Genomic DNA, 12,526 nt, shown 5'->3' on the forward strand with positions numbered 1-12,526 from the left:
CATGCGTCCCCGAGGCGAATAGTATTCAGGAAATCAGATGTCCCACACCCTGCATAGGCTCGCCTTGGTGGGAGCTCGCACGCGCGCCACGACCTCGACAGTGGTGCTCACCCACCTGTTGAAGGACAGCCAGGAAGCCGGTCTGGTCTCGCGACTGAGCGCTGTCGTCTAAATGATCGCCCCCTCAGCCGTTCGCTACATCAAGCTCGGCACCGGCGGCGCGTGGCTCCGGCCCTGCCTCGACGAGGGCACCATAAAGCTTGGCTATCGCCAGGCCCCGCATGAGGCGGCGGTAGCTGGTGACTGGGCCGAGGTTGAACGCAGCTTCATGGCCAATGGCACCGGTCCGGCCAAGGCCAAGAGCTTCCGCCGCGAGGTCCAGGACTTCTATACCCTCGGAGCCGACTGCCTCTGGGTGACCATCGGTCAGGGCCGCCTGTGGTGGGCCTTCGCTGAGCCGCAGGTGACCATGCTGCATGGCGATTATCTCGGTCACCGCAGCCGATCGGTGATCGGGGGCTGGAGCAGTCTGGATCTGGCCGGTGAGGCCTTGGCCCTGACCAGCCTCTCGACCCGCCTGACCAAGGTCTCCGCCTATCAGCAGACGATCTGCGCCATCAGCGCTGAGGACTATCTGCTGCGCCGGATCAACGGCGCGCCAGAGCCGGCGGTGATCGCGGCGAGGGCGGCGCGCGCGGCGTCGGTGGAGGCGGCAAGGGCGCTGATCCAGACCCTCGACTGGCGAGACTTCGAGCTGCTGACCGATCTGATCTTCTCGACCGGCGGCTGGCGGCGGATCTCGGCAGTGGGCGGGAGCAGTCAGGCCGACACAGACATCATTGTCCAGCAGGCCGTGACCGGCGAGCGGGCCTTCGTGCAGGTCAAGTCGGCGGCCAGCCCGGCGGTCCTGGCCGACTATGTCGCCCGGTACCGCGCCGATGGTAGTTGCCAGCGAATGATCTTCGTCTGTCACAGCCCGACGGGCCGTCTGCAGGGTCAGTCGGACGTTGATCTCTGGCTCGGCGACGCCCTGGCCGAACAGGCGATCCGGGCCGGGTTGCTGGACTGGTTGATCGAAAAGTCGCGCTGATCCCTAGCGCTCAAGCTCCACTTCGCCTACCTTAAGGCAGCCTGCCAAGGACGCTTCAACGGGGACTCTTCCCCAGAAAGGACCTTGGTATGGACGTTAGCTATGTCGGTCATCGCCCCTTAAATGCCTATGCTTTGTGGGCGAGAGACGCGATCAAGCCCTACAAGGGCAATGCCCGAACCCACCCCAAAAGCCAGATCGCCGAGATTGCGCGAAGCATCTCCAGCTTTGGGTTCACCAACCCGCTGATCGTGGCCCCGGACGGCGAGATCATCGCAGGGCATGGGCGCTATCTGGCCGCCAAGGACTTGGGGCTCTCCGAAATCCCGGTGATCATCGTCGAGGGCCTCAGCGATCTACAAAGGCGCGCTCTGCGCCTGGCCGACAACAAGATCGCTCTCAAGTCAGGCTGGGATCTGGACCTGCTCAAGATCGAGCTGGAAGAGATTTCCATCGAGCCCGACATGCTGATCATGACCGGGTTCGAGATCGGCGAGATCGACGTCCTTCTCGACGAGGGCGCCGATGATCCCGACGATGAGGTCATCCCGGAGGCTCCGGCCATGCCGGTCACTCGAGACGGCGATGTCTGGCTTGCCCAGGGCGAGCGGGAGCATCGGGTCGCCTGCGGCGACTGCGCGGATGGGGCGCTGACGGAGAAGTTGATGGACGGCGACAAGATCGACGCCGCTTTTCTTGACGTGCCGTATAATCTCTCGGCCAACAGCATCGGCAACAGCGGCAAGATCAAGCACCGCCCGATCGCCGGCGCAGCCGGGGAGCTGTCGCCTGAGGCCTTTACCGACTTCCTGATCGCCAAGCTGGGCGCGGCCGTGGCCCTGTCGCGTGATGGCGCGGTCCATTTCGTCTGTATCGACCATCATCACCTGGACGAGCTGCTCGCCGCCGGAGCCAGGGTCTATGGCGAAAGGCTCAATGTGGCAGTGTGGAACAAGTCCAACGCTGGTATGGGTGCCCTCTATCGCTCGAAGCACGAGCTCGTGGCGGTCTACCGCGTTGGCTCGGTCCGGCACTTGAACAACATTCAGCTGGGCAAGCATGGACGAAACCGGACCAATGTCTGGGACTATCCATCGGTGAACACCTTCAAGGGCAGTCGCCGCCAGGACCTGGCCCTGCATCCCACGGTCAAGCCGGTAGGGCTTGTGGCCGACGCTTTCATGGATGTCACCCGCCGCGGCAACCTCGTTTTCGATGGGTTCCTGGGGTCCGGCACCAGCCTGATCGCCGCCGAGCGCACCGAGCGACTGTTCAGGGGCGTGGAGATCGATCCGGCCTATTGCGACCTGGCCCTGATGCGCTGGCAGGCGATCACCGGCGGCAAGGTGGTGTTGCAGGAGACCGGCGAGAGCTTCGAAGACGTAAGGGCTAGGCGCCAGAGCGAGGAGGACTGAAACGATGAGCAACGATGACGATGATCACGACGGCTCGTCGCCGGAGAAAGTCGGCTATGGCCGTCCGCCAAGGCACAGCCAGTTCAAGAAGGGGCAACCCTCGGCCAACCCCAAGGGCCGGCCGCCCAAGTCCACGCAAATCCGAGACATGTTTCTGGAGGAAATGAACGCCGTGGTCCCCGTCAAGATCAGCGGAAAGACCCACAAAATGACAAAGAGCCGCGTCATGTTTCGACGCCTCTCCAACACTGCCGCTGAAGGCGACCTCAGAGCGGTCAAAGAGGTCGTCCGACTGTATGAAAAACTTCAGCCGTTCCCGGTGCCCCTGGAGCCGCAGGAAGTGATTGATATGAAACGAGAAATGGCTAACAAATTGATGAGAGGTCTGGATGATCTCACTAGGTTGAAGAAGGCGGGATTGTTGCCCCCGGCGAAGTCGCCGACCGATGATGATGGCGACGTTTCCAGCTGCGCTGATAGATCAGAAACGTGAAACACCCATGAGAGGGGCAGCGTAGATGCGCCGCCCCTCTTTTTACGCTCGACTGTCGCTCGGAACAGAGCGTCTTTGGGGGCATCATCGGGGATCGCACCAAAGCGCCCAGGAGGCTGGCGAAGGGCTATAGCGAGGCGATTGATGACCCCATTGCCCGGCTTGTCCGGGCTCGCTGCGGTAGCGGGGCGATGATCGTCCGATCGCCCAGGGAGCCGCCTCATGGCCTTCAAGATCACATGTTATCGCCGCGTTCGTCGCGGGGATAAACTCCCGCCTGGCGCGCCGGCTCTGCTGTCAGGCGCGCCAGCAGGCCCTGCGCCGACTGCCGAGCCGGCGACGCCGCGCGGCAAGATCGGGGTCGTGGTGGACCTCCTGAAGCGACCACTGGGCGCAAGCATGCTTGAGCTGACGGCGGCGACCGGTTGGCAGGCCCATTCCGTTCGTGGAGCCTTGTCGAGTTCGGTCAAGAAAGGTCTGGGTCTAAAGGTCGTATCGAGCGCTGATGAGACCGGCCGGCGCTACCGGATCGGGGCGATCGCGGAGCCCGTCTAAGCAGATCCTGACGAGCTCCAAACCTCGGGTCTGGAAGACCTCCGCTTCCCGCTCGGTGCGGCGGCATGGCATGCACCCGCTCTTCCAGGGCCACATAGCGCCAGAGGACGGCGCGCCTATTTTCCCACTTCCACGTCAAATTTTCCCTGATCTTTGCAGATCAGACCCGACGGCCATGGCCAATAATGGCCGCTAAGATATTGGCATAATTGCTCTAATTGGCTGCGGACTTCGTTTTATCGCAGAGCCCGGGCAAGATGTTTCCCAGTTATTCCCTGTTAAGCAGGGAATTCGGCGCGACTTTCAGCGACGCCGAAAGACAGGCGCTAGGACTTGGATCCCGGATTTATGGGACCACGCAGGCGGTTCTAGGAAGATCGCGGTTCAGTGCGAAAAATTGGAGGCCCGGCCCGGAATCGAACCGGGGTGCACGGATTTGCAATCCGCTGCGTCACCACTCCGCCACCGGGCCATCCGGGTCAACGCAATCGGGCGTCGGCGAAGAGAGGGCGTTGGATACAGGAGCAGTTCTCAAGTCGCAACTGTCTCTTGCGCCCTCAGCGTACTGATCCGGAATTCCCATGGCCGCCAGGTCTGCGAACGGATGGACAATGAACGAAACAACAGCAGGTTGTTTGGGCCGCTTACGGGTAACGGACCCCCAGCCTTCGGTTTGCAAGCGCCTGTCGCACTGCCGGTCATGCTATTGAATTAGAGAGCTTTTAGGCTACGAGTCCGCGTGTGCCCCACAGCCGGCGAGGGCGGCTATTGGTCCTTGCGCGCCGCATCAGACCGGCCAGTGCTGGCCGTTCGTTTGTCGGGGGCTGGCCCCGGGTCCGGCATGTTGAAATAGATTCGGGCTTCCTCAAGCAGGGCAGCGGCCAGCCGGTTCATCGGGGCTAGAGCCGAGGTCATGAAGGCGTATTCGTGGAGGATCAGCGGGCGACTGCTGATCGGTGAGCGCAACCATGCTTCGGTTCAGGGTCTTCGAGCGCGGCGGCGGCCTGGTTGTTGTCCAGGCCGCCTCGCCAGCGCCTGCCTTCGTCACCCGGCGCAGAAATTGGCGATGTCGCTGGCGGTATCGCGGCTGATGTCCGGGCAGCAGATCGGGAAGATTTCCGTGCCGTGGATGGTGCCCATCACCTGGCGGCAGCGGGCACTGACGCCTGCTGCCATCAGACGGCGATAGAAGGCGATGCCCTCGTCTCGCAGCGGATCGCACTCATTGACGCTGATCACGACAGGCGGCAAGCCGCGCAGGTCTTCAAGGGTGGCAAAGCCCGGCCAGGCCAGCGGATTGCGGGCCTCGAACGCTTCGATGCCATAGGCCATGGCCGCCCGGTTGTGGTGCAGCTGCAGCAGGATGCCGTTGTTTTCCGTCGAGGACGGGTGCTCATCCAGCGGCCACTTGCCGGCAATATAGGGGCACAGGGCATAGAGGCCGGTGATCAGACCCAGTTCGCCGTCGGCCTTGAGCTTCAAGCCCGTCGCCAGGGTCAGGTTGCCGCCGCCGCTCTCTCCGGCGATGATGATCCGGGCAGGGTCGATGTTCAGGGCCGCGCTATTGGCGTGAACCCATTTCAGCCCCGAAACGCAATCGTTCAGGCCGGCTGGGAACGGCGCCACCTCGCTGACGGAGGAGGGCAGGGTCGCGTTGCGGAAATCGACCATGGCCACCGCCACCCCACGGGCCGCGATGATCCGGCCCCAGGCGCGATAATTGCCGTCAAAGCACGACAGGCGCTCCATGCCGCCGCCATGGATATAGTAGACGCAAGGCAGGCACTCATCTGTATCGGGGCGGATGAACTGGATATTGATCAGGTTGCCGTCGGGCATGGACACGACCTGCTCGGTCCTCGTTACAAGTCCCGTCGACGGTGCCACGGTTTCATTGTCGCACATGTTGAGAAAGGCCTTCAGGCCGGCCGCAGCGGCCAGGGCCTGTGGGCTGGTTTCCTGGGCCAGCAGTTCCTCACGGCTGGCGACGTCGCCAGGGCTGATGCCAAACTCGGTGGCACCGAAGATCGCCTTGATGCGCGGGTCAATGCGGGGGTCTTCGGCGATCTTGGAGGCCATGGGAGATCCTGGTCTTGAGCTTTGGGTTGGGACGAGTGCGACGCGGTAGAGACAGCCTAGCCCAGATCCCCAGCCTGCCCGCCGTCCCAGGGAATGGCAAGCCGCGCCCGGCGGCTATGAGACGTCGCGATTTCCGGTAGTGGGATGGAGGGTTAGGGACGCGCCTGCCGCGCCGCCGGCGTCGTAGGCGTCGGGCGAAACGGTGCGGTTTGCGCGACGCACGGTCCGCAGTTTCAGATCGAGCCTGTCGAGTTCGGCCTCGACCACCGAGGCCTTGAGGACAACCAGATCACGACCCGTGCCGTTGTTGGCCTGGTCGCGCTGGGCCTTCATCGCGGTCAGTTTGGCCGCGATCGAGGTGATCATGCCCAGGGTGAAGGAGGCATTGACCAGGTGTCGGTCCTGGTGCCGGAACTTCTGATAGTCGGCGCTGGTCTTGTAGCGGCCCAGCTCAGAGCGGACGGCTGTATCGACTAGGTCGGTCAGATAGTGCGCGGCTTCGACATCGGCGCTCAGGCCAAAGAAAACGAATCGGTGCTCGCCGGCCGGGGTTTTCTCTCGCCAGACCCGGCAATCGCAGAAGCTCGCTATGGCTCCGACACAGCCATCCAGCGGGATTCGCTTGTTGCGATGGGTTTCGTATTCGCGCCGCTCACAGGGCGAATCACGGATTTCGACATCGGTCAGCGACAGGTCGTGGCGGTCGAGCAGCTCGGCGACCTTGGCGGCGGCGGACAGGGCTTCGCTCTCGGTGCAGCCGTTCTCCGTGGTCTTGGCCCGCAGGCCCTGGATGCGAATCTTGAGCCGGTCGAGGGCGGCGAGGTCGGACTTTTCGTTCAAGGCTCGCTCCCGAATTCATCGCCTGGGCGCCCATCTGAGCGCCGCTTTGGAGCTCTATCAGAGCCGTCGCGCCACTGGGCTGAAGATGCGAGCCCCTACTATTTCAGGCCCGGCCTATGGTCCATCATAGGACCATTTGCAGCTCACCGGCGCGGGCTGATTGCGGGGGCGTTAGGCGGCGCGACCCTTTACGGCGTCCTGATAAGTCCTTGTTTTTATTGGGGTGCGAAAAGCGGGAACTCCGGGATAAGCCTTTATGGGCACAGCCCTAGTGCGCGATTTTGGTACCGTCATTCTAGGTTTGGGTTCTGGTTCTCCAGCCACGTCACCCCAATCGCGTCTTGAACCGCCTGCGGCACCTTCGCCTGACTCTCCGGAAGCCTTGGCCGGCCGATCGGACGGTAACGCTTTTTCGGCGCAAAATTCGAAATCCGTTGCTGGGAATTGGATTGCAGTTCCTGGCGGTCCGCTTGACTGAACTCTGTTACATCTGTCCAGGCGCGGACCTCCTGCGACCTGTGGACTTCGTATTTTGCGAACGATCGTTCGATAGAGCGTCGCTGGACATAGAAAAGACGGCATGAAACCGGGTTATCGAACCCAAATTGATCCCCTGACTACTTGTATTCCAACGTCAGGGGTGTATTTCCAAATCAAAGCCTGATTGGAGACCTAATCGTGGAAGACAAAGCCTCGCTCATCGAACTGACCGCGGAAATCGTGGCCAACTATGTCGCGAATAACAGCACGCCGGTATCGGATCTTCCGGCCCTCATTCGCGCAACGCACGATGCCCTTGCTGGTATTGGTTCGCCGGAAGCTCCGGTTGTCGAGGCCGTTACGAAGGCGACTGCAGCCCAGATTCGGAAGAGCATTACGCCAGACGCCCTGATCAGCTTTGAGGACGGCAAGCCGTACAAGACTCTGAAGCGTCACCTGACTACGCACGGCATGACCGTGGCGGAATACAAGGCCAAGTGGGGCCTGCCCAACGACTATCCCACCACCGCGCCGGCCTATAGTGAAGCCCGTTCGGCCATGGCCAAGGCCCTGGGCCTCGGCCAGGGGGGGCGCAAGGCCAAGAGCCCGGCCAAGGCTCCGCGCGCCCGCAAGGCCTAGACTTTACGAACTAAGACTTGAAAAGGGCCGGTGCGAGAGCGCCGGCCCTTTTTGATGGGGTTTTTGCTAAACGCCGCTGAGCGACAGGCCCGGCGTATCAGGCTGGCGCTCGCCGCCGCCGTTCAGGGGGCGCTGCATCCAGACCAGATCGACCCAGCGGCCAAACTTGTGGCCCATGTCGGGAAAAATACCCTTCTTCTCGAACGCCAGGGCGGCATGCAGGCCGATCGAGGCGGTGTTGCCGCTATCGCCGATCACCGCGCACATCTGGCGCAGGCCCAGGGCCTCACAGGCCTCGATCAGGGCCTTGAGCAGGGCACGGCCTATGCCTCGGCCCACGGCCTCGGGTGACACATAGATGCTGTCCTCGACCGTATAGCGATAGGCCGCGCGCAGCCGGAAGGGGCCGGCATAGGCATAGCCCAGCACGATGCCGTCCTGTTCGGCCACCAGATAGGGCAGGCCTCGCTGCAGCACGCCCGCGCGACGCCGGGCGATTTCGTCCTGTGGCGGAGGCTCTTCCTCGAAGGTGCCCAGGCCGTTCAGCACGTTCCAGCCATAGATCGCGGTGATGGCCGGAATATCCAGGTCTGTAGAAGGGCGAACGATAACCGGGCTCAAGCGTCCCAACCCTTTTCCACCGCCCAGACCGCGAAGGCGTAGTCGAGGGCGATCTCCTTGAGGAAATCAAATCGGCCGGAGGCTCCGCCATGGCCGGCGTCCATATTGATCTTCAACAGGACCGGCTTGCCGCTCGTCGTCGCCGGCCGAAGCTTGGCGACCCATTTTTCCGGTTCCCAGTAGGTGACCCGCGGATCCGACAGGCCGCCGGTAGCGAGGATCGCCGGATAGGGCTTGGCCGTCACATTGTCGTAGGGGCTGTAGCTGGCGATATAGTCATAGGCCGCCGCGTCCTCCAGAGGATTGCCCCATTCGGGCCATTCCGGCGGCGTGAGCGGCAGGCTGGTGTCGCTCATGGTGTTGACCACATCGACGAACGGCACCGCCGCGATGATCCCGGCGAACAGGTCGGGGCGCATATTGGTGATCGCGCCCATCAGCAGGCCGCCGGCCGAGCCGCCATAGGCGACCGTATTGGCGGGCTTGCCATAGCCGGCACCATGCAGGTGCTCGGCGCAGGCAATGAAATCCGTGAAGGTGTTCTTCTTCTTGTCCTTCTTGCCGTCCAGGAACCAGCTCCAGCCCTTTTCGGACCCGCCCCGCGGGCAGGCCGTGGCCCAGATCCAGCCGCGATCCACCAGGCTGAAGTTGCGGATCGAGAAGCTGGCCTCCATCGAGATCCCGTAGCTGCCATAACCGTACAGCAGCAGCGGGGCCGAGCCGTCCAGCTTTGTTCCCTTCTTCATCAGGACGAAGATCGGCACCTCGGCACCGTCGCTGGCCCTGGCGTTCAGACGGCGGGTCTCGTATTTGGACGGGTCGTGACCCGACGGGATTTCCTGCGTCTTGCGCAGGGTGCGGGTGCGGCCGGCCATGTCATAGTCGAACCACTGCCGCGGCGTGGTCATCGAGTTATAGACGAACCGGACGGTCGTCGTGTCGTACTCGTAACCACCTTCCAGGCTCAGGGCGTAGGCCGCTTCATCGAAGTCGACCACATGCTCCTCGCCGCCCTTGGTCGTGATCACGATCCGGTTGACGGCATCGACCTTTTCCAGACGGGCGAAATGCTGGCTGAAGGCGATCATGCCGACGATCAGCCGCCCTGGCTTATGGGCGATCCAGTCTTTCCAATGGGTCTTGCCCGGTGTCGCTTCCGGCGCAGTCACCAGCTTCCAGTCGACGGCACCATCGGCATTGGTGCGGATCACGAAGTGATCGTTCCAGTGGTCCAGCTCATAACGGAGACCCACCTGGCGGGGTTCGACGATCCTGGGCTTGGCCGTGGGGTCGCTGGCCGGGATCAGCAGATTCTCGCTGGTTTCCTGGTTGCCGCAGCTGATGAGGATGAACTTCTCGGACGAGACCGTGCCGACGCCGATGAAGAAGCCCTCGTCCGGCTCGTCATAGACCAGCACATCGTCCTTGGTGCCACCGCGGGCCGGGCGGCGATGTATGCGGGCCGGACGGCCATTATCGTCCCGGAAGGTCCAGAACAGCCATTGGCTATCCGGCGAAAAGCAGAAGTCGCCGGTGCTGCTTTCGACGGGGGCGTCCAGAACCTGGCCCGTCGCCAGATCCTTGACGTAGATCCGGAAGACTTCCGACCCCTGCTCATCCACCGCGAAGGCGTACAGGCTGTGGTCGGGTGAATGGCTGGCGGCCCCGACCTGGTAGAAGGCCTTGCCCTTGGACTCGGTTTCCTCGTCCAGAAGGACCTGCTCGGCACCACCGCCCCGGGGCTTGCGGGCATGGATCGGATGCTGAGCGCCGGTCTCGAAGCGGGTGTAGTATTCCCAGGGACCGTCAGGGGCGGGGACGGAGGCGTCGTCCTGCTTGATGCGGCCCTTCATCTCCTCGAACATCGCCGCCTGCAGGGGCTCGGTCGAGGCCAGCATGGCCTTGGTATAGGCGTTCTCGGCCGTCAGATGGTCCTTGACGTCCGCCTTGATCAGAGACGGATCGCGCAGGACCTTCTGCCAGTTGTCGTCCTTCATCCAGGCGTAGTCGTCCGTCCGGACACGGCCGAGCTGTTCAATGCGCTTGGGCTCCTTCTTGGCGACGGGCGGAGCGGGGCGGGCGGTTCTGGGTGCGGACATGGAAATCCCGGGACTGAAAACAGGGGTCGACGTAAGTACGGCGGCCGCGCTCGTCATCATCTGACGTCGATTCATGATGCTGATCTCCCCACCCGGCCGCAAACGCCCTCTGCGTCAGATCGCCAACTTGCGGGCCTTGGTCGCTCTGGTCAAACTGAACCGGCGAGGCAGGCTGATGCGCGCCGCGCAGTGTAGAGTAAAGAGTAGAGGCACCGATGGTGTACGACCTGTCCGTCGAGCTGATCCAGGCGACGGTACAGCTGGAGCAGCCCCTCGCCGACGGCTCTCGAACGGTCGGGACCGGCTTTCTGATAACCGACAGCGACGCCGACGGTCGGCCGCGCACCATTCTGATCACGGCGGCCCATGTTCTGGACCGCATGCCTGCGGTTTCGGTCAGGATCGGCTATCGCGTTCAGGCTCAGGACGGGGTCTGGCGCTATGATCCCCAGACCCTGAAAATCCGCGACGGTGACCATCCGCTCTGGGTCAAGCATGCGGGTCGCGATGTCGCCGCCCTTGTGGTCCAGGTTCCTCCGGCGTTCGCCAAGGCCGCCATTCCCCTGGCCTGGTTGGCCCAGGACGACACCTTCGACAAATTTGCCCTGGGGCCGGGCGACGAGATGATGGTCCTGGGCTTTCCACGGGGGCTTTCTGCCAATACGGCGGGGTTTCCAATCCTGAGGTCGGGACGTGTCGCGTCCTATCCCCTGGCTCCCGTGACCGCCTATCCGACCTTCCTGATGGATTTCTCGGTCTTTCCGGGCAATTCCGGCGGCCCGGTTTTCATGGCCGAGGGCGCGAGGCGTCGCCCGGGCGCCAAGGACGTTCAGGACGTCCAATTCATTGCCGGCCTGGTGACCCAGCAGGTTGAACTGTCGGGTGAGCGGCTCGAGATCGGCATTGTCACCCACGCCAGATACATCCGCGAAACGATCGCCCTGCTGGGCAAGGCACCGCCGACGGTGCTGACTGAAGGTCCATCCGATGTGGGGCCGAAGATCCAGGCCGCGACGGCCGCTTCGGCGGCGGTCTCGGCCATCGCCCTGGGCGAGGCGCGCTAGTCTGTTTCGGAACCTTCGATCTGGCCCATCCGTTCTTGTCGGGACATCCACCCCCACAGGAGCTAGCCATGAGCAGCAACCGCATCGAAGGCGCGATCGACAAGGGCGTCGGCGCCGCCAAGGAAGCCGTCGGCAAGATGACCGGCAATGAGCGCCTCGAAGCCGAGGGCCTTGTCCAGAAGGCCAAGGGTGACGTCCAGAACAAGGTCGGCCAGGTCCAGGATGCGGTCGGCACGGCGATCAAGAAATAGAGCCGGCGTCAGGGCCCCGGAGGTGACTCCGGGGTCTTTGTCATGCGGCGATGCGCCAGCGCATTACGCATGAGGTAATGGCGCGTCGGCCGGGCTCGGCTTAGCTTGCTTCATGACCACGACCGTTCTCACCATTGGTGAACGCCTTCGCGACTGGCGCCGCAAGCGGCGCCTCAGCCAGCTGGATCTGGCCTGTGAGGCTGAAATCTCGACCCGGCATCTGTCCTTTCTGGAGACCGGCCGGGCTGCGCCCAGTCGCGACATGGTGCTGCGTTTGGCCGAGGGCCTGGGCGTGCCGCTGCGCGAGCGCAACGCCCTGCTGCTGGCAGCCGGCTTTGCACCGGTCTTTCCCGAGCGCGCACTGGATGATCCAGGCCTGGATGCGGCCAGGATTGCGGTCGAGGCGGTCTTGGCCGCTCACATGCCTTTCCCGGCTCTGGTGATTGATCGCCACTGGACGATCCTGGCCAGTAATGCCTCGGCAAACCTGCTGATGGCTGGTGTCGATCCCCGGCTTCTCGAGCCGCCTGTGAATGTCCTGCGCCTTAGCCTGCACCCCGACGGTGTGGCACCGCGGATCGCCAATCTGGCGGAGTTGCGCGGGCATACGCTTTCGAGACTGCGACGTGAACTGGCAGACAATGGCGATGCGGGTCTGGCGGACCTGATCCGTGAACTGGCTGCCTATCCGGGTGGAGAAACCTATCCGCGCGGCGGGGAGGGCATGATCGCCGTGCCACTTCGCCTGCAAACGCCCTTGGGCGAACTCTCATTTCTCACTACGACCATGACCTTCAGCGGGGCGCTGGACGTGACGGTCTCGGAATTGACCATCGAGACCTTCCTGCCGGCCAATCCCGCCACGGCCGCCTCTTTGCGGTCCGTGGCGGTTGGCTAGCC

Annotated in this window: 13 protein-coding genes, 1 tRNA gene and 1 pseudogene; 9 read left to right on the top strand and 6 right to left on the bottom strand. The window is 63.2% G+C overall.

Annotated features, from left to right (window positions below; all coding sequences use genetic code 11):
- The first annotated feature begins 37 nt into the window (after window positions 1–37).
- The 5 genes from ACW17U_RS03180 to ACW17U_RS03200 all read left to right on the top strand — a co-directional run bounded on the left by ACW17U_RS03180 (window position 38) and on the right by ACW17U_RS03200 (window position 3,553).
- On the top strand, window positions 38–172 hold the full coding sequence (locus ACW17U_RS03180; protein ID WP_492054822.1) for a hypothetical protein: 135 nt from the start codon (window positions 38–40) through the stop codon (window positions 170–172).
- On the top strand, window positions 173–1,090 hold the full coding sequence (locus ACW17U_RS03185; RefSeq protein WP_492054823.1) for a restriction endonuclease: 918 nt from the start codon (window positions 173–175) through the stop codon (window positions 1,088–1,090).
- Between the two features lie 89 nt (window positions 1,091–1,179).
- Window positions 1,180–2,505: a site-specific DNA-methyltransferase gene (locus ACW17U_RS03190; RefSeq protein ID WP_492054824.1), complete on the top strand. Its 1,326-nt coding sequence runs from the start codon at window positions 1,180–1,182 to the stop codon at window positions 2,503–2,505.
- A gap of 4 nt (window positions 2,506–2,509) precedes the next feature.
- Window positions 2,510–2,998 carry a DUF5681 domain-containing protein gene (locus tag ACW17U_RS03195; RefSeq protein WP_492054825.1) on the top strand — a complete coding sequence of 163 codons (489 nt, stop codon included), beginning with the start codon at window positions 2,510–2,512 and terminating at the stop codon, window positions 2,996–2,998.
- 222 nt (window positions 2,999–3,220) lie between these two features.
- Entirely contained in the window at window positions 3,221–3,553 is a 333-nt protein-coding gene (locus ACW17U_RS03200; RefSeq protein ID WP_492054826.1) for a DUF3489 domain-containing protein, read from the top strand.
- Window positions 3,554–3,951: 398 nt separating this feature from the next.
- Here ACW17U_RS03200 and ACW17U_RS03205 read toward each other — a convergent pair.
- From ACW17U_RS03205 to ACW17U_RS03220, 4 genes and pseudogenes are all read right to left on the bottom strand, one after another.
- Window positions 3,952–4,025 (bottom strand) — tRNA-Cys (locus tag ACW17U_RS03205).
- 293 nt (window positions 4,026–4,318) lie between these two features.
- Window positions 4,319–4,498: pseudogene (locus ACW17U_RS03210) on the bottom strand (hypothetical protein); the annotation flags it as partial.
- A 99-nt stretch (window positions 4,499–4,597) separates the two neighbouring features.
- Entirely contained in the window at window positions 4,598–5,632 is a 1,035-nt protein-coding gene (locus ACW17U_RS03215) for an alpha/beta hydrolase fold domain-containing protein (RefSeq protein WP_492054827.1), read from the bottom strand.
- 114 nt (window positions 5,633–5,746) lie between these two features.
- A complete protein-coding gene (locus ACW17U_RS03220) occupies window positions 5,747–6,472 on the bottom strand; it encodes a DUF7168 domain-containing protein (RefSeq protein ID WP_492054828.1) in 726 nt (241 codons plus the stop codon).
- Window positions 6,473–7,150: 678 nt separating this feature from the next.
- Here ACW17U_RS03220 and ACW17U_RS03225 point away from each other — a divergent pair.
- Window positions 7,151–7,591, top strand: a complete 441-nt coding sequence (locus ACW17U_RS03225) for a Ros/MucR family transcriptional regulator (protein ID WP_062148289.1) — start codon at window positions 7,151–7,153, stop codon at window positions 7,589–7,591.
- 66 nt (window positions 7,592–7,657) lie between these two features.
- On the opposite strand, the gene ACW17U_RS03230 is transcribed toward ACW17U_RS03225, so the two are convergent.
- Both ACW17U_RS03230 and ACW17U_RS03235 read right to left on the bottom strand, forming a co-directional pair.
- Window positions 7,658–8,212, bottom strand: a complete 555-nt coding sequence (locus ACW17U_RS03230; RefSeq protein WP_492054829.1) for a GNAT family N-acetyltransferase — start codon at window positions 8,210–8,212, stop codon at window positions 7,658–7,660.
- Window positions 8,209–10,386: a S9 family peptidase gene (locus ACW17U_RS03235; RefSeq protein ID WP_492054830.1), complete on the bottom strand. Its 2,178-nt coding sequence runs from the start codon at window positions 10,384–10,386 to the stop codon at window positions 8,209–8,211. Before ACW17U_RS03235 ends, ACW17U_RS03230 begins: the two co-directional genes overlap by 4 nt.
- Before the next feature lie 140 nt (window positions 10,387–10,526).
- On the opposite strand from ACW17U_RS03235, the gene ACW17U_RS03240 reads away from it, so the two are divergent.
- The 3 genes from ACW17U_RS03240 (at window position 10,527) to ACW17U_RS03250 (ending at window position 12,524) form a co-directional block, all read left to right on the top strand.
- Window positions 10,527–11,375: a trypsin-like serine peptidase gene (locus ACW17U_RS03240; RefSeq protein ID WP_492054831.1), complete on the top strand. Its 849-nt coding sequence runs from the start codon at window positions 10,527–10,529 to the stop codon at window positions 11,373–11,375.
- A gap of 68 nt (window positions 11,376–11,443) precedes the next feature.
- Window positions 11,444–11,626 carry a CsbD family protein gene (locus tag ACW17U_RS03245; RefSeq protein ID WP_492054832.1) on the top strand — a complete coding sequence of 61 codons (183 nt, stop codon included), beginning with the start codon at window positions 11,444–11,446 and terminating at the stop codon, window positions 11,624–11,626.
- A 112-nt stretch (window positions 11,627–11,738) separates the two neighbouring features.
- Window positions 11,739–12,524 (top strand): helix-turn-helix domain-containing protein, encoded by a 786-nt coding sequence (locus ACW17U_RS03250; protein WP_492054833.1) that lies wholly within the window; start codon window positions 11,739–11,741, stop codon window positions 12,522–12,524.
- The last annotated feature ends 2 nt before the right edge of the window (window positions 12,525–12,526 follow it).

The sequence above is a fragment of the Caulobacter sp. AVps16 genome (assembly GCF_058681455.1).